The 21857-nt window shown below is 61.8% G+C and carries 22 protein-coding genes; 9 read left to right on the top strand and 13 right to left on the bottom strand.

The features are described from left to right. Positions 1-208: 208 nt before the first annotated feature. Together ACYG9R_RS22310 and ACYG9R_RS22305 are read right to left on the bottom strand one after the other, a co-directional pair. The gene (locus ACYG9R_RS22310) at positions 209-805 is read right to left on the bottom strand and encodes a LysE family translocator (protein ID WP_023682076.1); all 597 of its coding nucleotides are present in this window, start codon (positions 803-805) and stop codon (positions 209-211) included. Between the two features lie 122 nt (positions 806-927). After that, positions 928-1884, bottom strand: coding sequence for an acyl-CoA desaturase (locus ACYG9R_RS22305; protein WP_023823133.1), 957 nt, complete (start codon positions 1882-1884; stop codon positions 928-930). A gap of 156 nt (positions 1885-2040) precedes the next feature. On the opposite strand from ACYG9R_RS22305, the gene ACYG9R_RS22300 reads away from it, so the two are divergent. Further along, the gene (locus ACYG9R_RS22300) at positions 2041-2421 is read left to right on the top strand and encodes a metalloregulator ArsR/SmtB family transcription factor (protein ID WP_023702997.1); all 381 of its coding nucleotides are present in this window, start codon (positions 2041-2043) and stop codon (positions 2419-2421) included. An 11-nt stretch (positions 2422-2432) separates the two neighbouring features. Here ACYG9R_RS22300 and ilvN read toward each other — a convergent pair whose 3' ends face one another. The 3 genes from ilvN to ACYG9R_RS22285 all read right to left on the bottom strand — a co-directional run bounded on the left by ilvN (position 2433) and on the right by ACYG9R_RS22285 (position 6177). Continuing rightward, a complete protein-coding gene (ilvN, locus tag ACYG9R_RS22295; protein WP_023668352.1) occupies positions 2433-3005 on the bottom strand; it encodes an acetolactate synthase small subunit in 573 nt (190 codons plus the stop codon). An 81-nt stretch (positions 3006-3086) separates the two neighbouring features. After that, positions 3087-4883: an acetolactate synthase 3 large subunit gene (locus ACYG9R_RS22290; RefSeq protein WP_023817979.1), complete on the bottom strand. Its 1797-nt coding sequence runs from the start codon at positions 4881-4883 to the stop codon at positions 3087-3089. 331 nt (positions 4884-5214) lie between these two features. After that, on the bottom strand, positions 5215-6177 hold the full coding sequence (locus tag ACYG9R_RS22285) for a DUF1236 domain-containing protein (RefSeq protein ID WP_023668350.1): 963 nt from the start codon (positions 6175-6177) through the stop codon (positions 5215-5217). Between the two features lie 561 nt (positions 6178-6738). Here ACYG9R_RS22285 and ACYG9R_RS22280 point away from each other — a divergent pair. From ACYG9R_RS22280 to ACYG9R_RS22270, 3 genes are all read left to right on the top strand, one after another. Further along, positions 6739-7041, top strand: a complete 303-nt coding sequence (locus tag ACYG9R_RS22280; RefSeq protein WP_023731684.1) for a DUF1236 domain-containing protein — start codon at positions 6739-6741, stop codon at positions 7039-7041. A 162-nt stretch (positions 7042-7203) separates the two neighbouring features. Then, positions 7204-8595 (top strand): sensor histidine kinase, encoded by a 1392-nt coding sequence (locus ACYG9R_RS22275; protein ID WP_023690914.1) that lies wholly within the window; start codon positions 7204-7206, stop codon positions 8593-8595. Continuing rightward, positions 8592-9239: a LuxR C-terminal-related transcriptional regulator gene (locus tag ACYG9R_RS22270; RefSeq protein ID WP_023668347.1), complete on the top strand. Its 648-nt coding sequence runs from the start codon at positions 8592-8594 to the stop codon at positions 9237-9239. Before ACYG9R_RS22275 ends, ACYG9R_RS22270 begins: the two co-directional genes overlap by 4 nt. Before the next feature lie 49 nt (positions 9240-9288). Here ACYG9R_RS22270 and ACYG9R_RS22265 read toward each other — a convergent pair whose 3' ends face one another. The 3 genes from ACYG9R_RS22265 to tmpA form a co-directional block, all read right to left on the bottom strand. Then, on the bottom strand, positions 9289-9717 hold the full coding sequence (locus ACYG9R_RS22265; protein WP_023731683.1) for a hypothetical protein: 429 nt from the start codon (positions 9715-9717) through the stop codon (positions 9289-9291). 394 nt (positions 9718-10111) lie between these two features. After that, on the bottom strand, positions 10112-10696 hold the full coding sequence (gene tmpB / locus ACYG9R_RS22260; RefSeq protein ID WP_023707734.1) for a (R)-1-hydroxy-2-trimethylaminoethylphosphonate oxygenase: 585 nt from the start codon (positions 10694-10696) through the stop codon (positions 10112-10114). Continuing rightward, entirely contained in the window at positions 10693-11844 is a 1152-nt protein-coding gene (gene tmpA / locus ACYG9R_RS22255; RefSeq protein ID WP_023823135.1) for a 2-trimethylaminoethylphosphonate dioxygenase, read from the bottom strand. Before tmpA ends, tmpB begins: the two co-directional genes overlap by 4 nt. A 121-nt stretch (positions 11845-11965) precedes the next feature. Here tmpA and ACYG9R_RS22250 point away from each other — a divergent pair, with 121 nt between their 5' ends. Continuing rightward, a complete protein-coding gene (locus ACYG9R_RS22250) occupies positions 11966-12856 on the top strand; it encodes a LysR family transcriptional regulator (protein WP_023823136.1) in 891 nt (296 codons plus the stop codon). A gap of 138 nt (positions 12857-12994) precedes the next feature. Next, positions 12995-14797 (top strand): NAD(P)/FAD-dependent oxidoreductase, encoded by a 1803-nt coding sequence (locus tag ACYG9R_RS22245; RefSeq protein ID WP_023823137.1) that lies wholly within the window; start codon positions 12995-12997, stop codon positions 14795-14797. On the opposite strand, the gene ACYG9R_RS22240 is transcribed toward ACYG9R_RS22245, so the two are convergent. Genes ACYG9R_RS22240 through ACYG9R_RS22230 form a run of 3 tightly spaced genes read right to left on the bottom strand, consistent with a single transcriptional unit; the run spans position 14794 to position 16210 of the window. After that, positions 14794-15315, bottom strand: a complete 522-nt coding sequence (locus ACYG9R_RS22240) for a GNAT family N-acetyltransferase (protein WP_023823138.1) — start codon at positions 15313-15315, stop codon at positions 14794-14796. The two genes, ACYG9R_RS22245 and ACYG9R_RS22240, sit on opposite strands and share 4 nt — an antisense overlap. A 15-nt stretch (positions 15316-15330) precedes the next feature. Beyond that, complete coding sequence (locus ACYG9R_RS22235) at positions 15331-15639, bottom strand: hypothetical protein (RefSeq protein WP_023682084.1); 309 nt, start codon at positions 15637-15639, stop codon at positions 15331-15333. Positions 15640-15643: 4 nt separating this feature from the next. Beyond that, on the bottom strand, positions 15644-16210 hold the full coding sequence (locus tag ACYG9R_RS22230; protein ID WP_023668339.1) for a helix-turn-helix domain-containing protein: 567 nt from the start codon (positions 16208-16210) through the stop codon (positions 15644-15646). Positions 16211-16362: 152 nt separating this feature from the next. Here ACYG9R_RS22230 and ACYG9R_RS22225 point away from each other — a divergent pair, with 152 nt between their 5' ends. Then, complete coding sequence (locus tag ACYG9R_RS22225; RefSeq protein WP_023668338.1) at positions 16363-18195, top strand: ATP-binding protein; 1833 nt, start codon at positions 16363-16365, stop codon at positions 18193-18195. A gap of 287 nt (positions 18196-18482) precedes the next feature. On the opposite strand, the gene ACYG9R_RS22220 is transcribed toward ACYG9R_RS22225, so the two are convergent. Continuing rightward, positions 18483-19274, bottom strand: coding sequence for a GGDEF domain-containing protein (locus tag ACYG9R_RS22220; RefSeq protein WP_023668337.1), 792 nt, complete (start codon positions 19272-19274; stop codon positions 18483-18485). A 130-nt stretch (positions 19275-19404) separates the two neighbouring features. Beyond that, complete coding sequence (miaA, locus tag ACYG9R_RS22215) at positions 19405-20388, bottom strand: tRNA (adenosine(37)-N6)-dimethylallyltransferase MiaA (protein WP_023823139.1); 984 nt, start codon at positions 20386-20388, stop codon at positions 19405-19407. Here miaA and serB point away from each other — a divergent pair. Together serB and ACYG9R_RS22205 are read left to right on the top strand one after the other, a co-directional pair. Then, a complete protein-coding gene (gene serB / locus ACYG9R_RS22210) occupies positions 20378-21265 on the top strand; it encodes a phosphoserine phosphatase SerB (RefSeq protein WP_023823140.1) in 888 nt (295 codons plus the stop codon). The genes miaA and serB overlap by 11 nt on opposite strands. Then, the gene (locus ACYG9R_RS22205; RefSeq protein ID WP_023744631.1) at positions 21262-21834 is read left to right on the top strand and encodes a GNAT family N-acetyltransferase; all 573 of its coding nucleotides are present in this window, start codon (positions 21262-21264) and stop codon (positions 21832-21834) included. Before serB ends, ACYG9R_RS22205 begins: the two co-directional genes overlap by 4 nt. Positions 21835-21857: the final 23 nt, after the last annotated feature.

The following is a 21857-nucleotide window of genomic DNA, read 5'->3' as shown; positions in this document are numbered from 1 at the left end:
ATCCGACACGCCGAACCCGGTGGTCTCATTCTACCCAATCACGGCGCCTTGCCGCGATCTCGCCGAAGTAGATAGGACGCACATTTGTCGGAAAAGGGCCAAAACACGGCATTACGAAGATTTAATGTGCACTGCACAATGACTATGCAGCCGGCTCAGCAGTCGGAGAACCAGCCAGGATGCGGTTGAGATTTCAGGCCGGATGCGTCTATTTCAGCATCGGCCAGAGCGTCGCCGCCAAGAGCACGCCCATGGCGATGTTGAACCATTTCAGCCGCACCGGATCCGACAGGAATCCGCGCAGCGCCGTGCCGAAGCCGGCCCACACCGAGACGCTCGGCAGGTTGACGACGGTGAAGGCGATCGCGATCAGCGCCACCGACAGGAACGGGTGGTCCGGATTGGAGTAGACGGCCATGGCGGTGATCGCCATCACCCAGGCTTTCGCATTGACCCACTGGAATGCGGCTGCCTCGATGAAGCGCATCGGCCGTGCCTCCGTCTCACCCTTGCTGGACAGCGAGCGCGACATGGCGATCTTCCAGGCGAGATAGAGCAGATAGGCAGCGCCGGCGATCTTCAATCCGGTGTGCAGGGCCGGAAACGCCGTCAGCACCGCGCCCAGGCCAAAGCCGACAGCAAGCAACAGTACCAGGAAACCCATGCTGATGCCCAGCATATGCGGAATGGTTCTGACGAGGCCGAAATTCACGCCCGACGCCAAGAGCATGAGGTTGTTCGGCCCCGGCGTGATCGAGGTCACGAAGGCGTAGACCAAAAGTGCAAGGAAAGCGTCGAGGGTCATGACGGCTCACAAAGGTCAGCAATGCTGACTTAAGTCGACAGGGCGTTGGACGCAACTTCATTCGATTGGTCCAAAGCGCTCCGCCGTGATCCGTCTATCCGAGCCAGCCACGCCGGCACAGTCTACCTGCCGTGGGGCCGCGCCGACAACAGGCTGGGAGCGGCGGCCGCCTCCTGACGGCCAGCCACACGCCGCAGGCCTTTGCGCCTCGGCGTGTTCCCGGGAAGCTTCACGCCATGCGCGAGGCCGAGGGCAGCCAGGATGCGGATGAAGAGCCAGCCGAGATCGATCTGCCCGCGTTCCAGGCCGAGCTTTGCGGATTCGGGAAACGCATGGTGATTGCCGTGGAAACTCTCGCCAAAGGTCACCAGGCCGAAACGCGGCAGGTTGTAGCCCTGCACGGCAACGCCATCGACACGCCAGCCCTGCTGCCCGCTGCGATGTGCGAAATGCCCGACCAGCCAATGCCCGGTCAGCGACACGGAGATACGCACCGCAATGCCCCAGACCACCCAGCTCCACCCGCCGAGCAGCAAGAAAAGGATCGCCCACGGCAGTTGCTGCAGCATCCAGGTCCGCTCGACGAATTTGTAGAAGCGGTCGTTTCTGATCGACGGCTCGATGACGAAGTCAGGCGGATTGCGCAACGCCACGGCGCAATGCATTTGCCAGAAAGCGTCGGTGAAGAAAGGCCGGCGGTGGGCGTGCAGGTCGTGACAAGCCGTCTGGCGCTGCGCCCAGTCTCGTATGTCATGCGCATAGATCATGCCGAACGGACCGGCCATGCCGACGAGCGTGCCGAGATAGACCAGCGCGTGTTCGAGCCAGATGTGAACCCTGAACGAGCGATGGATGAGCAGGCGATGCATGCCGACCGAGTGTCCGGCGCAGATCGTCACCGCCGTCGTCGCTACGAACAGGGCGAAAGCGCTCCAGCTGAAGGTCAGCGGCCCGAACACCAACGCAATCAGCGTCATCGCGCCGACCCAGATCGACTTGGCCGGCATCCAGACGACCTCGCCATCTTCGGCATCGCTCAAGGGCTGCGAGATCATTCTGCCTGTGGATATGGTCTTCATCGGCACCCCTCCTCTGCAGGAAACATTTCCGGACCAAAGAGCCTTGCCTTCCGGCGCGCCGGCGCTTATTTAGGCAATAAGCTAACTATCTACTATTCCGATTTAGGTATTTAGGCAATAGACTAAATACCGGAAGCGAAACGACAGAGGCAGGCGGTGATCGAAGACAATGCAGCGGATGGCGACACGGCTATCGGGGCAAGCAGCGCCATACAGCGCGTGTTCGAGGCGCTGTCATCGCAGCCGAGGCGCAAGATCCTCGCCTATCTCGCCCACTCCTCGCTGACCGCGGGCGAGATCGCGGCGCGCTTCGACATGTCGAAGCCGTCGATCTCGCAGCATCTGAGCATCCTGGAGACGGCCGGCCTCATCGCCAGGGAGCGGCAGGGACAATTCATCCGCTACTCGCTGGTCCAGAACAATCTGGTTAACACGCTGAACGGCTTCGTCCAGGACGTCTGTCCGGTATCGCGCCCGATCAAAAGGGAGAGTAAGAATCTGGCGAGCGGCAAGGTCGATCCCAAGCCGGTAAAATAGTTGGACTGAGACTACATCCCCTGCGGGCCCCGGTTCATCGCCGCCACGCCGGTGCGGCAGATCTCGACCAGGCCGAGCGGCTTCATGATGGCGATGAACTGGTCGAGCTTCGAACCCTTGCCGGTAATCTCGAAGATGAAGTGCTCGGTGTTGGCGTCGATGACCGACGCGCGAAAAGCATCCGCCAGACGCAGCGCCTCGACGCGGGCTTCGCCAGTGCCGGCGACCTTGACCAGCGCCAGCTCGCGTTCCAGCGGCCGCTCCTGGCCGAACTCGTGCGAGCGCACGGTGAGATCGACGACGCGGTGCACCGGTACGATGCGCTCGAGCTGATGCTTGATCTGCTCCAGCACATGCGGCGTGCCGCGCGTCACGATGGTGATGCGTGACAGGTGCTTCTCGTGTTCGGTCTCGGAGACGGTGAGGCTCTCGATGTTATAACCGCGGCCGGAAAACAGGCCGATGACCCGGGCAAGCACGCCGGGCTCATTGTCGACCAGAACGGAGAGCGTGTGGTTCTCCGGCTTTTCCGTTTCCTTGGCGATGAAATAGGCGGAGCCGGTCGGTTGAAGCTGTGCGTTCATGACATGAATCTCGATTTCAGACTTTGAGCTAATTCTCTGTTTGCGCACGGCTTCTCGCGACAGCCCTGCCCCGGCTTGGACCTAGACCAGTTCCCTGCCCTTGGCGTCGATGGCGTTGGCCACGGCTTCGTCGGTCGCCTCGTCGGGCAGGAGCATTTCATTATGCGCCTTGCCCGACGGGATCATCGGGAAGCAGTTGGCGAGCGTCGCCACCCGGCAATCGAACAGCACCGGCTTCTTCACCGCGATCATCTCCTTGATCGCATCGTCCAGCTCGTCCGGTTTCTCGCAGCGAATGCCGTGGCCGCCATAGGCCTCGGCCAGCTTGACGAAATCGGGCATCGCCTCGGTGTAGGAATGCGACAGACGGTTGCCGTGCAGCAGTTGCTGCCACTGGCGCACCATGCCCATATACTGGTTGTTGAGGATGAAGATCTTGATCGGCGCATTGTGCTGCACCGCCGCGCTCATCTCCTGCATCGTCATCTGCACCGAGGCATCGCCTGCGATGTCGATGACCAGCGCATCCGGGTGCGCGATCTGCACGCCGAGCGCCGCCGGCAGGCCGTAGCCCATCGTGCCCAACCCGCCCGACGTCATCCAGCGGTTCGGCTTCTCGAAATGATAGTGCTGCGCCGCCCACATCTGGTGCTGGCCGACCTCGGTGGTGATGTAGGTGTCCATGTCCTTGGTGAGTTCGTAGAGCCGCTGGATGGCATATTGCGGCATGATCACATCGTGGTTCATCTTGAAGGCGAGCGAGTCACGCGCGCGCCATTTGGCTATCTGCTCCCACCAGGGATGGAGCGCCTTCTTGTCGGCCTTGGCGCTCGCCCGCCACAGCCGCACCATATCCTCCAGCACCCGGCCGACATCGCCGATGATGGGCACTTCCGTGTGCACGTTCTTGTTGATCGACGATGGATCGATGTCGATGTGGATCTTCTTCGAGTTGGGCGAGAAGGCGGTCAGCCGTCCGGTGATGCGGTCGTCGAAGCGCGCGCCGATGCAGATCATCACGTCGCAATCATGCATCGCCATATTGGCTTCATAAGTGCCGTGCATGCCCAGCATGCCCATCCAGTTCTTGCCCGATGCCGGATAGGCGCCGAGGCCCATCAGCGTCGAGGTGATCGGGAAGCCGGTGAGGTCGACCAGTTCGCGCAGCAGATGGCTGGCCTCCGAACCGGAGTTGATGACGCCGCCGCCCGAATAAATGATCGGCTTCTTGGCGCTGGCCATCAGTTCGACGGCGGCCTTGATCTTTTCCAGGTCGCCCTGGACCTTCGGCTGATAGCTGGTGCGCGGCGCTGCCTGCGGCGGCACATAGATGCCTTTGGCGAACTGCACATCCTTCGGAATGTCGACCACCACCGGGCCGGGGCGGCCGGTCGTCGCGACATGGAAGGCCTCATGGATGGTGGCAGCCAATTCGTTGACGTCCTTCACCAGCCAGTTGTGCTTGGTGCAGGGGCGCGTGATGCCGACCGTGTCGCACTCCTGGAACGCGTCGGAGCCGATCAGCGAAGTCGGCACCTGCCCGGTCAGGCAGACCAGCGGGATCGAATCCATCAGCGCATCCTGCAGCGGCGTCACCGCATTGGTGGCGCCAGGGCCGGAGGTCACCAGCATGACGCCGGCCTTGCCGGTCGAGCGGGCATAGCCTTCGGCCGCATGCCCTGCGCCTTGCTCGTGGCGGACGAGGATGTGCTCGACCTCGTCCTGCTGGAAGATTTCGTCATAGATCGGAAGCACCGCGCCGCCGGGATAACCGAAGACATGCTTGACGCCGTTGTCCTTCAGCGCCTGCACCACCATTTCGGCGCCAGTCATTTCCCTGTTTGGCATTTCGCGCCGTTCGTTCTGTCCGTTGCTCATCGGTCTGGTCCCGTACTTCTAGCCATGAGGCGATTGCTGGTCGTTTAGTCGTGTTTCGGGCAATAAAAAAGGCCCCCGATGGGAGCCTGTGTGTTGCGCATGGGAGGTTTTCGCCCGGCGGTTACACCGCCTTGCCCACGCGCTTTCCTACGAGAATGAGTGCCTTTTTCATCGTGGCGGACACTACGAGGGTGAAAGGCAAGGTGTCAACGGGAAAAACGCGCGATGCGAAAGACAAAGCAAGTGGCCCGCCGCCTCTGGTCGGCGGGCCACCGCGGCGCATACGATACCCCTCAATCGCACCGCGCCGGGAACAAGAGCCACTGCCGTGTCACGTCAGGATCAGCACGATCTTGTACGTATCCGGGTCGACGATGACGATGCGCCCGTCGGCCAGCACGAAGTACTCATAGGATTCGTAGGCCGGGACGATCTTGACAATGCGCGCCGGCAGACGGTGCAGGCGCACTTTGTGCCGCGGCACCTCGATGCCGACCGAAATGTCGAAGTCGACGTTCTTCACCGGCTCAACCCTGGTCTCGTGGATGATCTGCGTGACCTGCGTCTTCTGCTCGACGGTCACGTTGTTGATCGAGGCCGTATTGCCCTGGTCGGTCTGGACGTTTGTGTTGCCCTGAGCGTTCTGCTCGGTGGTGGTCCCGGCCTTGCCCTGGGCCTGCTGGTCCGTGCTGGTGCCGGTCTGGCCCTGAGCGTTCTGCTCGGTGCTGGTCCCGGCTTTGCCCTGAGCCTGCTTCTCGGTGCTGGTGCCGGTCTGGCCCTGAGCGTTCTGCTCGGTGCTGGTCCCGGCCTTGCCTTGGGCCTGTTCATCCGTCTTGAGCTTGGCCTTGCCCTGAGCCTGCTTCTCGGTGCTGGTGCCGGTCTGGCCCTGAGCATTCTGCTCGGTGCTGGTCCCGGCCTTGCCCTGGGCCTGTTCATCCGTCTTGAGCTTGGCCTTGCCCTGAGCCTGCTGATCGGTCGTGGCGCCGGCCTGACCCTGAGCATTCTGCTCGGTACTGGTCCCGGCCTTGCCCTGTGCCTGTTCATCCGTCTTGAGCTTGGCTTTGCCCTGAGCCTGCTGATCGGTCGTGGCGCCAGCCTGGCCCTGTGCATTCTGATCGGTCTGTGACTTCATCTTGCCTTGCGCCTGTTCGCCGGCCTTGCCGCCCTTCTGGCAATCGGCCGCGCCGGCGGCGCAGTTGTCGCCGCCGCTCGGCTGCACGGCCTGGGTCTGGGCGATCGCGGCGCCGCACCCGACGCCAAGCGCAATCATGCTCGTGATCAACACATGTTTCATCTGCTTTCTCCTTAAAGAGTCGGTCCCTCAGCCTAGCCAACTCTGCCAAAAATACTTTGTTCCACATTTTGTGAATAAAATCGGGCTTCTAAGAAGACCAATGAATGTAGGCAGTAATTTTGCAACAATCACCTACAAATTGCATCAAACAATCAATGCAACGTAACATCTGCTGAGCTTGTGATCCCACACCAGCCTCACAAGCTTAGAAGTACTCCCGTCGTCATGACCAGGATGGCTACCCCGAAAACAGGCAAGAGCAACCATCGTGCCTGATGGACGCTGTTGTCCATTAACGCCTCCCACAAGTGCTGATCTCAACGATGCCGAGAACCCTGTGTTCCGCCCTGAGGAGGCTCTAGGACCTCTACAGCCTGGCACCAGACTTTGGTCCCTCCCCCTATCGTCCATTGGCCCGATGACGCCCGGACCGAAGCCCCACACGGGAACGCAGCCGCGAAAAGCCCGTTCGGCTTGCGGTGTGCAACCTCACCAACACCACCGTATCGGAATCGAGCTCGCGCAAGATGCATGAGCGTTGCTCGCATGAAGGAGAGAATCATGACGACCATGTACCAGTCGACCGCAATTGCCGGATTCTTGCTGCTCGCGAGCGCGGGCGTAGTTGCTGCTCAAGACGTCATCATCGCGCCGGAGCAGGAAACGGTTGTGCGCGAATACGTGAAAAAGCAGCCCCTTGCGTCGGTGAAGATTCCAGGTGTCGAATTGAACGTGGGGACCGCCATTCCCGACACGGTGGAACTGCATGAAGTGCCGAGCGTCAAGTATCGCTACGTTGTGGTCGACGGGCGAACCGTGCTGGTCGACCCCGGCACGCGGAAGATCGTCAAGATCATACAGTAACGCTGATCCCACCGCCGTTCCCCGCGGTGGCGGTGGGATCATGCCCTGAAATTGCGGTTTCCCCGGCAATTCAACCTAGCGCTTGCTCGCACCATCGACCGTTCTAGTTGTAGGATGGCTTAGGATTTTGGCACGGCCAAAGCTCGCGGGGTCGGTTGAGACGTGCGCTACATTGATAGTCTCTATCAAAACTGGAACAGGCTATCGTTGGCTTGGCAGTTCATCATAGTCGGAAGCATTGGGCTGCTGTCGCTGATGCTGGTCGTCGGCCTATGGGTCACCTCGCAAATACGAGATGGAGTGATCCGCAACTCTGCAAGCACAACCGCGCTTTACGTTGACAGTGTCATCGCGCCAATCCTGCCGGATATGCGCAAAAGCCAGCAGCTCAGCGACACCGTTAAACGGGCACTCGATGAAACCCTGGACCAGGGTGCTCTCGGAAAAAAACTGGCGTCGTTCGTGCTTTGGCGGCGTGATGGCAAGGTGCTGTACGCCAAAGACGCGGCTCTTATTGGCCAGACCTTCGAGCCAAATGCGAACTTGCTGCATGCGTTCGGCGGAAACGTGGTGGCGCAATTCAATGATCTGGACGAAAATGAAAGGAAGGAACGGAAGAGCCCCACCGCCTCGCTGCTCGAGATCTACAATCCGGTTCGAGAGCCGTGGTCGGGCGATGTTGTGGCCGTTTCCGAGTTCTACGAGATAGCCGACGATCTTCAGGGCACTTTAAACTCGGCACTATGGTCGAGCTGGCTGCTCGTGGCTGGCGCGACCGCGGTCGCCTTGGCGATGCTCTCGGGAATCGTGCTTCGCGGCAGCAGCACTATCGAAACGCAGCGTTCAGCGCTTGAGACACAAGTGGCGGAGCTTCAGTTGCTTTTGGAGCAGAATTCCGCTTTGCGGGAGCGCGTCCAGCAGGCGTCGCGCCGCGCAACGGCAATCAACGAACGTTACTTGCGTCGCATCGGGTCTGATTTGCATGACGGTCCAGCTCAGCTCGTCGCACTGGCTGCGCTGCGCATGGACAGCCCTCTGCTGCTCGATCCCGCCGCATCCCCAAGCCACCGCAAGACCGAGATCGCCGATATCCATCATACGTTGGATGAGGCGATGCGGGAGATCCGCGCCATCTGCACCGGCCTCGTACTGCCACAGATCGAAGCTTCGACAGTCGCGGAGATATTGCGGCTTGCGGTTGCCGAACATGAACGCCGTACAGCCTCTTCCGTATCGCTTTCACTGCCATCTCGCCTGCCCGACCTGGGGACGTCCGAGAAAATAAGCATCTTTCGCTTCGCGCAGGAGGGGCTGAACAATGCCTGGCGACACGGTCTGGGCAAGGGGCAGGCTGTCAAGGCGAGAGTGACGCAGGGCAAGCTCCTCATTCAAGTGCTTGATCACGGCCCTGGATTCCAGTCGGGATCGTGTGAAGGACTTGGACTCGCCGGTATGAGGGAACGTATCGAAAGTATCGGAGGTCACTTCGAGACCTTTTCGAGCCCTAGGGGGACCCGGCTGACCATAACGCTCAACATCGAGGACCAGAAATGACCGCTCCCATAAGGATTGCCATTGTTGATGATCATCCGCTGTTTCGCGAGGGTGTGGCTCGCAGCCTCGCCGAAATCGGCGGCTTCGAAGTCGTTGGTGCGGGCGAAACCGCGACGGATGCCGAACAGCTTGCGGCCTTGGCAAATCCCGACATATTGCTGCTCGACATCAGTTTGCCGGGAGGGGGTCTGGCCGCAGCGGAAAATATTCTTGCAACTCAGCCTGACTGCAAGATCGTCATGCTCACCGTCTCGGAGGCGAACGCCGATTTGGCGACGGCGCTCAGGCTGGGCGTACGTGGATATGTGCTGAAAGGGATTGGGGCGGCATCGCTGGCCGAGGTGCTGACTTATATAGCCGCAGGAAAAAAATATGTTTCGCCGACCCTGTCAGCGCAGCTTTTGAATGAACTGATCCGACCGGAAAAGCGCACAACCGATCTCGTTGCCAATCTCTCGGGACGCGAGCTTGGGATAATCTCCTTGGTAGGCGAAGGACTGAGCAATAAAGAAGTCGCCAAACGTCTCAACCTGCAGGAGAAAACGGTAAAACACCACATGACTCGGATATTTCAAAAGCTAAAGGTGCGAAACCGCACCGAAGCAGCCATTCTTATGCACGCGCCCAAAACGGGTCTTGTATAGGGAGATCGGGGCTTGTCTGAAGGTCGGATGCTGGTTGGCGAACCAGCAGTCACAGCCCTTTCAGACGAGCAATGTCGGAGGCCCTTACGGCGCGTTCGACAATTGTCCTTCCAAGCGGATCCTTCATAGTGAAGCGGCCGGCCTCGATGCTTTCGCTGAATCCATCGCGATGCACGACCTGGATTTTGGCGCCCTGTACCGTCACCGTGTCGCCAGCGGCATTGACTTGGCTACTGGGAGCTTGGCTACCGGCGGCGTTGTCGCCGGCACCATTTTTTCCCTTTCCGTTGGCGTTGCCATTCCCGGCGTTGCCGCCTGAGCCATTACCGTTACCACTACCGTTGCCACCACCGTTACCATTGCCATTGTTTCCGCTCTTGGCGCTGGCAGCGGCGAATTCGATCTTGTAACCGTCGACATGGCTCAACCGCAGACCAAGCACCGGCATCGTCACCGCAACCGCCGCGAATACGCGCAAGCTAAAGTACGCCCGGCGACGCACGGATGAAAACAGGGGCTGCCTTTCTCCATTCATGCCACCATCACATCATGATGTGTCACGGTATTCAAGAATGAACAGCCCAAAATTGCGGCTCACAAACGCTGAGGAAACTCTCCTTTCGTGCTTGCAGCTCGATTCTCAGACCTTCGTCTGAGTCAAATATACACCGAAGTCTGACCTACTGATCTTGGGCCGCGCCGACGGATGTCGCAATAAAATCCGCGGTGACAAGGCTCGTCACCGGTAGGGATCGGCAGCGAGGCGCGAGCGCCTGCCCACGCAGACGCTCGCGGCAAGTCTGCGGCGGCATACGGTTAGCGCATGTTTGCCGTCGAAACGGTGCATATGCCGTTCCTTCCCCGGATTGCGATCAGGCGCGATTGGCGAAGTCGCGGACAACCCGCTGCAGCAGCGGCATGTAGTCGCGAAATGCCCGGGTCTTCATGTTGGCGATCTTGCCGGCCTCGTCCCAGATGCGAACCCGCACCGCTTCCTCGTGGAACGGGTTCTTGCGGAACTCGGCCACCTCTTCGGCATTCATCGGCCCGCCTTGCAGCGACAGCGTGTGGACCGAGGCCTGCGACAGCCTGCCGAAATAGGTGGGGTCGGTAGCGCAGAGGTAGCGCTTGGCCGCGACATGCAGCCTGACGCATTCGACGATCACCGGTGGAAAGAACGGCGCCAGCACCTCGCCGCCGGCTTCGTCATGATGCTTGTCCTCGACATCGTCGGGCGAATAGGTGCCGAACTCGCTGGTGTAGTGGCCGATATCGTGCAGCAGTGCTGCCGCCACCAGCACATCGGGCGCGCCGTCCTTTTCGGCGAACCAGGCGCCCTGCAACATGTGCTCCGACATGGTGACGGGTTCGCCGAGATAGGATTCAGCCCCTCGGCGTTCGAAAATATCGGCGATGAATTCGACGATGTTGCTCGCGTTCAAATCCTGGCTGCTCATTCCGCTGCTTCCTTGAATTCGTGTTCGATCGCCGACAGCGTCGACAAAAGGCCATCCTTGTCGGCGTAGCAGCCCTGCAGCCAGCGCTTGCCGGTGCCGGAGAACGCCTTGCGGGCATGCATGACGCGGGTGTTGTCGACGATGAAGGCCTCGCCCGCCTCGAGCCTGAAGGTGACTTCGAAGGAAGGATCCTCGATCAGTTCGGCAAACCGGCGATAGGCGGCGTAGTAGGCCTCCATCTCCGCGAACGGCACATCGACGGTCGGCGCCAGCGAGCGGTTGTTGAAGCGGATGGCGATGAGTTCGCCATCCGGCCCGAGCTCGATCATCGGCCGTTTGGCCTGCAATCGCACGCCCGACGACCCCGCATATTCGAAACGCGCCGGGTATGAACTCAACAGCCGGAAGCCTTCGGGGTTTTCTGCCTGCAGCGCGGCCGCCACGGCAAAACCATCGACGACGCTGGATTCGCCGCCCTCCACGGTGTTTTCGATGCAGGACAGGATCTGCAAGGTCGGCACCGGATCGCGATAGGGATTGTCGGTATGCGCCTGCAGGCCAAGATTGGTGTAGGCCAGATTGGTTGGATTGACCTCGGCGCGCACCTCGAACCATCGGCCGTAATTGGTCTCCCTGATATAGCCGAACAGATCGGACACTTTGCACAGCGCCCCGGATTCGGGCGGCAAATCGTCCATCACCGCGAAGCCGTAGGTCTTCACCGCCGACAGCCATTGCCGCAAGACGGCGCGGTCGCGGCTGGCAGCGAGATAGCCGGCGCGCGGCACCGAATTCTGCATAGAGGCCCTGGTCCATCGCACGGTGCCCTCGCCTGTCCAGCCGGGCTGTCGGGCGGCATCGCGGTCATAGGCATTGGCGCTCAGCCATGCCGCAGGAAAGCGCACCGTCTTTCCCTCCGGTTCGAAACTGACTTCAAGCGCATCGCCCTTGATCGCGGCTGCGCCGATCCATGTCTGCACGGGAATGTCGAGAATGGTGATCAGCCGCTGGCCGTTGCCGGCGCTACGCGTCTTGTCGTCGAGCGCATTGTCGCGCAACCACACTGCGTGAAAGCGAGTGCGCGCGCCGTCCTTCCACCCGAGGTCGATCGTTCTTCCTTCGTCGCCGATCAGCACCTGGCTAAGCATGGGGATCCGTTCCTGTCCGCAGCGCCCCGCAGCCAACTCCGCAGGGTTTACGGTTGCATCGTGATGATGTCGAAGGCATGACTCAAATTATCATTTTGCAGCCAGAGGCCCTAAACGGTTTATGACTGAAACAACCCTGCCCTTGCCCCCGCTTGACTGGCTGCGGAGTTTCGAGGCCGCCGCGCGGCTGTCGAATTTCACCGCCGCCGCGGCCGAGCTTGGCCTGACCCAGGCTGCGGTCAGCCAGCACATCCGTTCTCTCGAAGAGCGGTTGAAGCAGCCGCTGTTCATCCGCCTGGCGCGCGGCGTCGAATTGACGCCGGAGGGTGCCGCCTACCTGCCGCATCTGCAATCGGCCTTCGCCGTGATCGCCAACAGCACGCGCGAGCTGTTTGAACCCAAGACCGTCCAGAGCGTGACGATCCGCTCGCCGATTTCCTTCGCCGTGCTGATGATCGCGCCGAAGCTGCCGCAAATGGCCAAGGACCTGCCCTTCGTCCAGCTGCAGATCGAGACCATCCACACACCGGCCGATTACGGCGAGCGCTTTGTGGGTCTCGACATCCGTTTCGGCATTGGCTCCGGCTCCTTTGCCGGACGGCAGGCCGACCGCCTCAACCGCGAAACCTTGACGCCGATGGCATCGCCACATCTCGCCAACGTCAAGGATTGGACGGGATTGCCGAGACTTACAGTGGTCGGCGCACGGGAAATGTGGGGCGAATGGTTCGCCGTCGCCCGGATGAAGCCGGCGCTCGGGCCGACGCACAAATTCGACAGTTTCGTTACCGCACTGGAGGCGGCGAAGCACGGCGCCGGCATGGTGCTGGGATCGCGACCGTTGGCCGACGCGGCACTGCGCGAAGGATCTCTCGTCACCCTGTCCGGCTTTACGCTGTCGAGCGGTGCCGGCCACTATCTGACCGCACCTTCGGGCGCGCATCTGAGCCCGGCCGAGGAAGCGGTCCGCCGCTGGTTCGTGACGTTCTTCGGCGTCCCGATTTCCCGATAAGCCCCTGAATACGCGGCAAACTATTGGACGACGTGACGCGGCGCATAATTTGCCGCGATACTGCGCCAGGCCGGACGTCAAGCTTCGGCAGGGTTCCGTTCGCTACGGGCGGCCAGGAAAAATCGCGGAGGAAATTCAATGCTCGACAAGGCCCCCAACAAGAAGCTTTCCGACCTGCTCGATCGCTTCGGCGCGGCACTCACCGCCGGCGACATCGACAAGGCGGTCGCCTGCTTCCAGGAGGATTGTTACTGGCGCGATCTCGTCACCTTCACCTGGAACATCAAGACGATGGAAGGCCGCGATCAGGTGCGCGACATGCTGGTCAGCCAGTTGGCCAGGACCAAACCGTCGAACTGGGCGATCGCCAAGGGCGAGGATGCCACGGAAAGCGACGGCGTGCTCGACGGCTGGATCAGTTTCGAAACGTCTGTCGCGCGCGGCTTCGGCCACATCCGGCTGAAGGACGGCAAGATCTGGACGCTGCTCACCACTATGGTCGAGCTCAAGGGCCATGAGGAGCCGGCCGGTTTCGACCGGCCGCTCGGCGCCAAGCACGGCCATGGCAAGAACCGCCCGACCTGGAAGGAGGAGCGCGAGAAGGAAGCCGCCGAACTCGGCTTCAAGACGCAGCCCTATACGCTCATCATTGGCGGCGGCCAGGGCGGCATCGCGCTCGGCGCCCGGCTGCGGCAACTCGGCGTGCCCACCATCATCGTCGAGAAGAACGAGCGTGCCGGCGACAGCTGGCGCAAGCGCTACAAGTCGCTGTGCCTGCACGACCCGGTCTGGTACGACCATCTGCCCTATATCGACTTCCCCAAGAACTGGCCGGTCTTCGCGCCCAAGGACAAGATCGGCGACTGGCTGGAAATGTACGCCAAGGTGATGGAGCTGAATTACTGGTCATCGACCGAGGCCAAGAGCGCCGTTTATGACGACAAGAAAAAGGAATGGACCGTTGTCGTGCGCCGCGACGGCAAGGACATCACGCTGAAGCCGAAACAATTGGTGCTGGCCACGGGGCAATCCGGCAAGGCCAACATGCCGAACTTCAAGGGCATGGACACATTCAAGGGCGACCAGCATCACTCCTCGAAGCATCCGGGACCCGATGCCTATGTCGGCAGACAAGCTGTCGTCATCGGCTCGAACAACTCCGCCCACGACATTGCAGCAGCCCTTTGGGAGGCCGGCGCCGACGTCACCATGGTGCAGCGCTCGACCACGCACATCGTCAAGTCGGACACGCTGATGGAGATCGGCCTGGGCTCGCTCTATTCGGAAAAGGCGGTCGCGAGCGGTATGACCACAGCCAAGGCCGACCTCGTCTTTGCCTCCCTGCCCTACAAGATCCTGCACGAATTCCAGATCCCGGCCTATGCCGAGATGAAGAAGCGCGACGACAAATTCTACAAGGGCCTGGAGAAGGCCGGCTTCATGCTTGACTGGGGCGATGACGGCTCCGGCCTGTTCATGAAATATCTGCGGCGCGGCTCGGGCTATTACATCGATGTCGGCGCATCCGACCTGATCATCGACGGGTCGATCAAGCTGAAAAGCGGTGTCGACGTGAAGGAGATCAAGGAGCACTCCGTTCTGCTCTCCGACGGATCGGAACTGCCGGCCGATCTCATCGTCTACGCCACCGGCTACGGTTCGATGAATGGCTGGGCGGCCGATTTGATCTCACGGGAGGTCGCAGACAAGGTCGGCAAATGCTGGGGCCTCGGCTCCAACACCACCAAGGACCCAGGCCCCTGGGAAGGCGAGCTCCGCAACATGTGGAAGCCGACGCATCAGGAGGCGCTGTGGTTCCATGGCGGCAATCTGCATCAGTCGCGCCACTATTCGCAGTTCCTGGCGTTGCAGTTGAAGGCCCGCATGGAAGGCATCGCGACGCCGGTCTACGCGCTGCAAGAGGTTCACCACAAGGGTTAGGCAGCGCCGCCGATGCGCTTCCAGTAGATGAGCGTGCCGGTCAGCCCGCCATGCGGTTTCAGGGCAAAGTCCGGTATTTCGCCAGTGAGCGTGAAGCCGAGTTTTTCGTAAAGGCCGGAAGCGCCCTCCTCGGTTGCGGTGTCCAGCACCAGAAGCGTGCGGCCTTTCTCGACGGCGAGCGTTTCGGCCGCCCGCATCAGCCGGCTCGCTATGCCCTTGCCGCGGTGTTCGACGCGGGTCATCAGCTTGGCGATCTCGGCCCGGTGCGGCTGATTATCAGGAAAGTCGAGCAGCACGGTCACGGTGCCGACCAACGCGTCGCCATACCAAGCGCCCAGCACCGCTCTTTCACCTCTCTCTGCTGCCACCAACGAGTTGCTCCAGAAAGTTTCCGCCGCTTGCCTGGATAAGGGATGCATGAAGCTGACGGAGCCGCCGTCCGCGACCGTCTCGATCAGGAGGTCGGCCAGCATGTCGCGTGTTCCCGCAGTCAGCGACCTGATTTCGATGGGACTCACCTGCACTTTCCCTTGCTAATCCAGACGCGCGACGCGGCGCCGCTTTCGTCTCGCCTTGATCGCGGCGATGCGATCGGTGTCTTTCGGCTGCAGATGCAGCCCGCGTTCGAGGATTTCGAGCGTGTATTCCTCATAGGTCAGGCCAAGCCGCTCGGCCTTTTCCATGCGCATCAGCATCACGTCACGGCTTGGCGCCTTCCACGCCTTGGCATGCGCTGCCTGCCAGGCCAGGAAGATGTAGGGATCGCCCTTGCCCCATGGCGGGCCCTTGTAATCATCGAGCGGCGGTCCGCCATTGTCGGAGCGCTTGGGACGTCTTGCCACGATTTCAGCCCCTGACCAGCGCAACCAGATAGTCGGCCGGCTGCGGTCCGACGGCATGGAACGTGCAGTCCGACGGCGCGCCGAGCGCCAGGCAGTCGCCGGGCTCGAGACTATGCACCATATCACCCTCGGTGAACTCAAGTCGCCCGGAGATCAGCCACATCTGCTGCTTGATGAAGGCATAGGACGCCGCCGGGAAACTCACACTGGCGCCAGCCGGCAGTTGCACCCGGATCAATTCGAGCGGCGTGTCGGAAACCGGCGACAGATGCCGACGGACATAGCCCGTACCGGGGTCGCGCCATACCGGCTGCTCACTCTCGCGCAGCAGGCCGCCACCTTGCTGCTCGGCGCGTGCTATCAGCGTCGACAGCGTCATGCCGAAAGCAGCGGCGATGCGCACCAGCAGCGCGGCCGTCGGGCTGGTCATGCCGCGCTCGATAGTGCTGAGCATGGCTTTGGAGACGCCGGAGCGGTTCGCCAGGTCGGCCAACGACCAGTCCCGCAAGGCTCTTTCGGCGTGGATTCGTCTGCCTATCGTGGCCGACATGTCATTCGCTATATCAGTCATTCGTCCAATATATCGAATATTTGGATTCGGAAAAGAGGCCGGCCGGTTGAATTTTCGCTGACGGGTTAACCCCTGCTACACCATCCCGCATCACGCCACCTTAACCCCGTCTGTGTAGGATCGACGCTCCACGAGAATGGGGATCGGATCGTATGTTTGTCGAGCGCGAAGCCTCCGTCGGCGAACCGACCTCGCAGGAGCGCCGCCGCGCAGAGCAGAGCGACAAGCGCATTCTCGGCAACGTCGTGCAGTGCGACGGTGCGCGCGCCACCATCAGCGCCTATGCCGACGACATCGAAGGCGCGGTCACCGGCCTGTGGACCGTCGGCAAGATGATCTCCATCAATCTCGGGACATCGCGCACCGTTGGTCTGGTCTACGAAATCGGCAAGTCGGATCGCGCCTGGAGCAATGAGGGACAAAATCCCATCGAGGTCAGCGTCGAGCTGATCGGCGAAGTGCGCGACGGCGCCGAACCGGGGGCCAAACCGGTGTTCGACCGCGGCATCACCACCTATCCTCATATCGGCGCCATAGCGCACCGCATCCGTACCCGTGATCTGCAGGCGGTCTACGATCTCGCCGGGCGTCATTCGATCACCATCGGTACGCTGTCGCAGGATGAGTCGATCGACGCCAACATCGCCATCGACGACACGCTGGCGCGCCATTTTGCCGTTGTCGGCACAACCGGCGTCGGCAAATCCACCGCCATCTCGCTGCTGCTGCGCAAATCGATCGCCGCCCGGCCCGATCTGCGAATCCTCATTCTCGATCCGCACAATGAATTCGCGGCATCCCTGCCTGAGTTCTGCGTCCGGGTCGATTCCAAGACGCTTGATCTGCCGTTCTGGATGTTCAGGCTCGAAGAATTCGCCGAAGTGCTGTTTCGCGGCCGAGAGGTCGTGCCGGAAGAAGTCGATGTCCTGCGCGACCTGATCCCCGCCGCCAAGAACCTCTATCGCAATCCCAATTCAGGCTCTTACGTGCGCCGCGGCAGCGATGCGCTGACCGCCGACACGCCGGTGCCCTACCGCATGGTCGATCTCATCAAGCAGATCGACGAGCGCATGGGCCTCTTGGAAAGCAAGAACGACCGCCCGACGCTGAAATCGCTGAAGACGCGCATCGAGTCCGCCGCGTCCGACCCGCGCTATCGCTTCATGTTCAATTCGCGGCTGATCGAGGACACGATCCACGAGACGATCGGCAATATTTTCCGTGTGCCGCATCATGGCCGCCCGGTGACCTGTTTCGAGATGGCCGGCATGCCGTCCGAAGTGGTCAACTCCGTCTGTTCGGTGCTGGCGCGCCTGGCCTTCGACCTTGCGCTGTGGAGCGAGGGCCGGCTGAAGCTGCTGTTGCTGTGCGAGGAAGCGCACCGCTATATGCCGGCCGATCCGCGCCTAGGCTTCGCCCCGACAAGGCATGCACTGTCGCGCATCGCCAAGGAAGGCCGCAAATATGGCTGCTATCTCGGCGTCGTCACCCAGCGCCCGGGTGAACTCGATCCGACCATCCTGTCGCAATGCTCGACCTTCTTCGCCATGCGGCTGGCCAATGAGCAGGACCAGGCGATCATCCGCTCGGCGATCGCCGATTCCTCCGCCTCGACGCTGGCCTTTCTGTCCTCCATGGGCCAGCGCGAAGCCATCGCCTTCGGTGAAGGCGTGGCGACGACCATGCGGCTGAAGTTCGAAAAACTGGCGGAGAACCTGATCCCCGGCACCGCCAAGCGAGAGCAGGACGAGTTCTCGCAGGACGGCAACGACGTCGATCTCGCCGCCATCGTCGAGCGGCTGCGCAACGTCCCGAAACCGCAGCAGCAGATGGCCTTCGCCGAGGTCGTGGACTCCGGCCGCCAGGCCGGCGATCCCGATTACCGCAAGCCGGCCACCGCCCAGCGCGTCCAGCCCGACGACGATTTCGACCTGCGCTACGGCCTCAAGCCCACAACCTTCGGCATGCGCCCGCAGAACGATTGACCTTCAGCGTAGCGACTTTTTTGCCGGCCAATTGAGAAGCCGCCGGAGCGCCAGGGCTCGGCTTCGTTGGCCGCTTGGGTAAATCACGCCAGAAAATTCGTCAGGCTGAGTCGGTCGGTGTCGACTTCGGGAACCGGAGCGGAGCGGACATTGAGTCCGTGAGCACCGGCCTACGCCGGCCGTAGCCATAGCTGCCGCCACCACCTCATGAGTGCTTCGGCCGGCGAAGGCCGGAAGCGCAGAAGACGGCATCAAACGGCCAGCCTCACGAATTTAATGCCGGGATTTCAGGCGCAGACGCGGTTGCGGCCTTGCCTCTTCGCCTCGTAGAGCTGGCGGTCGGCGCGGCGGTAGAATTCCTCGGCGGTTTCCTTCCGATCCCAGACGGCTAGTCCGACGCTGGTGGTGATCTTGAGGCGGACATTGCCCGACAGCACCGACATGTTGGCAATCGCTTTGCGGATGCGTTCGGCGAACTTCCCCAACAACTCCGCATCCATGTTGGGCGTGACGACGGCGAACTCCTCGCCCCCAAGCCGCGCCACCACATCGTGGTAGCGCGTCATGCCTTTGAGGCAATTGGCGACTGCCCTAAGCACCTCGTCGCCGACATCGTGGCCATGCGTGTCGTTGACCTGCTTGAAATGATCGAGGTCGAGGATCATCAGCCCGACGGGCTTTTCGATGCGGCGGAATTCCTCGAGATATTCCTTCAGCGCATCATCGAAGTAGCGCCGGTTCTGCATGCCGGTAAGGCCGTCGGTCAATGCCGCATGCTGCAGCGTTTCCGAGCGGGCGCTGAGCGAAACCGTCATGGCGCGCAGCTTGCCCTCTTCCGTGGCCTGCCTACGGATCAGCGGGTAGATGAAGAACACGCCGAAGAACAGCGCTGTCGCCAGCAGCACCCCGGTGACAAACAGCAGCGTGTTGAGATAGGCGATCCTCTCGACCCGGGAAGTCGTATCGTGACCGACCGCGATGAACTGCAATTGACCATAGGCATAAAGCGTCACCAGGCCTGCGGCCAGGATCACGAAAATAAAGACGAAAAATGCGGATTCCGCCTTGTGGAAACGCATCTGCTTCCCGTTGCAAAGTACCCGCCGGATCTATGGCATGCCGGCGCCTTACGGACGGTTAATCCAGACAACCGGAGCGGGAATGTTCATTCCTACTTCTGTTTCTTTAATTGTATTGGCAGCACGAAAATCAAATCGCGGTTTGCAAGCGGCCGCCGGGCTGCAATCTCAGCCATTCCGGTCCCAGCTGATGGCGAAACCACGTCGTTTGCCGTTTGGCATATTGCCGCGTCGCTGCCTTGCAGCGCTCGATGGCCTGAGGAAAGCTGATGTCACCCGCCATGGCAGCCGAAAGTTCGCGAACGCCGATCGCCTTCATCGCCGGCAGGTCGGGATCGAGGCCAAGCGCCGCAAGCCGTTTGACCTCATCGAGCGCGCCGAGATCGAGCATGCGGTCGAACCTTGTTTCGATCCGCTCGACAAGGGGGGCGCGGTCCGGCTCGATAACGAAGAACCGAGCGCTGTCGCGGTCGATCAGCGGCCGGCCGCGCGCTGCCTGCCATTCTAGGATGGAGCGGCCGGATGCGTCGAGCACCTCCAGCGCCCGCACGATGCGCTGGCCGTCGGTCGGCTTCAGCTGCATGGCGACCGCCGAATCTTCATGCATCAGGATGCGGTGCAGCTTGGCTGCGCCTTGCTCCTTTAACTCGTAGCGCCAGCGGTCGCGTACCTGCTGCGGAATGTCGGGCATTTCCGAAATGCCCTCGGCAAGTGCGCGAAAATAGAGCCCGGTGCCCCCGACGAAAATCACCGGACGTTCGAAGCCGGCGCCATCGGGTCGCCGGGCAAGCGTGCCGTCATCGATCAGCTTCAACACGTCGCGCAGCCAGGCGCCGGTGGAATAGGCGGTCGAGGGATGCACGTGGCCATAGAGATAGTGCGGCGCGCGGGCGAGGTCGGCGGCATTCGGCCGCGCCGTCAGCACATCGAGCACCGAATAGCCCTGCATGGAATCGGTGTTGACGATGACACCGCCCTTCCGCTCGGCGAGATCGAGCGCCAGCGCCGACTTGCCGCTGGCGGTCGGCCCGGCTATCAGGATCGCGTTCTTCACGCGGCCCTCGCCCGCCTGCCCGCCCTCGCCTAGCTGCTTGGAAGTCTCGATGCCGCTCATTGCCACGCTTGTGTCTCACCCCGTCCGCCGCGCGATGTCGGCCTCGCTTGCGAGTATGGCCTCACGGTCGGTCGGCGCAAGCGCCGTCCTCTGGCTGGGCGATGGCGTCGCCTGCGATCTGGTGTTGCCCGAGAGGGCAGAAGCCGCTGAGGCAAGTGCGGCCTTGCGCACAGCACTTGGCTCCGAGCCGGTCGACGTGATCGTTCAGCAGGCCGAAAGCCGCCGCAAGACAATCCTGCTTGCCGATATGGATTCAACCATGATCGACCAGGAATGCATCGACGAACTCGCCGACGAGATCGGCGTCAAGGACCGCGTCGCCGCCATCACCGCACGCTCGATGAACGGCGAGATCGCCTTCGAGCCCGCCTTACGGGAACGCGTAGCGTTGCTGAAAGGCCTCGATACGGCCGTCGTCGGCCGCATCATCGCGAACCGCCTGACGCTGGCGTCGGGCGGCCGCGCTCTGGTGCAGACGATGCGCGCCAATGGCGCCTGGACGGCGCTTGTCTCCGGCGGCTTCGACGTCTTCACCAGCCGTGTCGCCGCCATGCTCGGCTTCCAGGAAAACCGTGCCAACCGCCTGATCGAGGAGAACGGGCGCTTTGGCGGCCTCGTCGCCGAGCCGATCCTCGGCCGCGCCGCCAAGGCCGATGCGCTGAACGAGATCTCGGCCCGCCTCGGCCTGACGCCATTCGATGCGATTGCGGTCGGCGACGGCGCCAACGACCTCGACATGATCCGCCTGGCCGGCACCGGTGTCGCGCTCCACGCCAAGCCGGCCGTTGCTGCCGAAGCCAAGGTCCGCATCGACCATGGCGATCTCACCGCGCTGCTTTATCTCCAGGGCTACCGCCAGGAAGAGTTCGCCCAATGAAACCGATGCGCACCGAGCGCCTCATCCTGCGCAACTGGGAAGACCGCGATCGCGAACTCTTCCACCGCATCAATTCGGACGAGCGGGTGATGGAATTCTTTCCGTTCCGCCGCGACCGCGCCGAGACGGATGCCAAGATGGACGAGTTTCGGGGCTGGATCGCCGAGGACGGCTTTGGTTTTGCCGCCGCCGAGATCGCCGCGACTGGGGAATGCATCGGCTTCGTCGGTCTCTTAAAGACCGATCACGTGCCGTCCCTGCCTTCCGATACGATCGAGATCGGCTGGCGGTTGGCGCCGGAATTCTGGCGCAAGGGCTATGTCACGGAGGCCTCCGAAGCCTGGCTCGCCTTTGGCTTCGAAACGCTTGACCGCGACGAGATCGTCTCCTTCGCCGTCGCGGCCAACCGCCGCTCGACGGCCGTCATGGAGCGTCTTGGCATGAGCCCTGACCCGGCTCGCGATTTCGACCACCCATCGATCCCTGACAGCCACCCGCACCTCAAGCGGCATGTCCTCTACAAACTGTCGCGGACGGACTGGCAGGCACGAAAAAGGGCGGCTCGCTAGCCGCCCTTTCCCTGAAAACAACC

The sequence above is a fragment of the Mesorhizobium sp. RSR565B genome, from assembly GCF_054719465.1.
This window is presented reverse-complemented; position numbering and strand designations above follow the sequence as displayed.

Bases quoted from the DNA above. Each gene is read 5' to 3' on its own strand.
- ACYG9R_RS22310 (WP_023682076.1), bottom strand. From the start codon at position 805: ATGACCCTCGACGCTTTCCTTGCACTTTTGGTCTACGCCTTCGTGACC.
- ACYG9R_RS22305 (WP_023823133.1), bottom strand. From the start codon at position 1,884: ATGAAGACCATATCCACAGGCAGAATGATCTCGCAGCCCTTGAGCGAT.
- ilvN (WP_023668352.1), bottom strand. From the start codon at position 3,005: ATGAACGCACAGCTTCAACCGACCGGCTCCGCCTATTTCATCGCCAAG.
- ACYG9R_RS22290 (WP_023817979.1), bottom strand. From the start codon at position 4,883: ATGAGCAACGGACAGAACGAACGGCGCGAAATGCCAAACAGGGAAATG.
- ACYG9R_RS22285 (WP_023668350.1), bottom strand. From the start codon at position 6,177: ATGAAACATGTGTTGATCACGAGCATGATTGCGCTTGGCGTCGGGTGC.
- ACYG9R_RS22280 (WP_023731684.1), top strand. From the start codon at position 6,739: ATGACGACCATGTACCAGTCGACCGCAATTGCCGGATTCTTGCTGCTC.
- ACYG9R_RS22270 (WP_023668347.1), top strand. From the start codon at position 8,592: ATGACCGCTCCCATAAGGATTGCCATTGTTGATGATCATCCGCTGTTT.
- tmpB (WP_023707734.1), bottom strand. From the start codon at position 10,696: ATGAGCAGCCAGGATTTGAACGCGAGCAACATCGTCGAATTCATCGCC.
- tmpA (WP_023823135.1), bottom strand. From the start codon at position 11,844: ATGCTTAGCCAGGTGCTGATCGGCGACGAAGGAAGAACGATCGACCTC.
- ACYG9R_RS22250 (WP_023823136.1), top strand. From the start codon at position 11,966: ATGACTGAAACAACCCTGCCCTTGCCCCCGCTTGACTGGCTGCGGAGT.
- ACYG9R_RS22245 (WP_023823137.1), top strand. From the start codon at position 12,995: ATGCTCGACAAGGCCCCCAACAAGAAGCTTTCCGACCTGCTCGATCGC.
- ACYG9R_RS22230 (WP_023668339.1), bottom strand. From the start codon at position 16,210: ATGACTGATATAGCGAATGACATGTCGGCCACGATAGGCAGACGAATC.
- ACYG9R_RS22225 (WP_023668338.1), top strand. From the start codon at position 16,363: ATGTTTGTCGAGCGCGAAGCCTCCGTCGGCGAACCGACCTCGCAGGAG.
- ACYG9R_RS22220 (WP_023668337.1), bottom strand. From the start codon at position 19,274: ATGCGTTTCCACAAGGCGGAATCCGCATTTTTCGTCTTTATTTTCGTG.
- serB (WP_023823140.1), top strand. From the start codon at position 20,378: ATGCCGCTCATTGCCACGCTTGTGTCTCACCCCGTCCGCCGCGCGATG.
- miaA (WP_023823139.1), bottom strand. From the start codon at position 20,388: ATGAGCGGCATCGAGACTTCCAAGCAGCTAGGCGAGGGCGGGCAGGCG.
- ACYG9R_RS22205 (WP_023744631.1), top strand. From the start codon at position 21,262: ATGAAACCGATGCGCACCGAGCGCCTCATCCTGCGCAACTGGGAAGAC.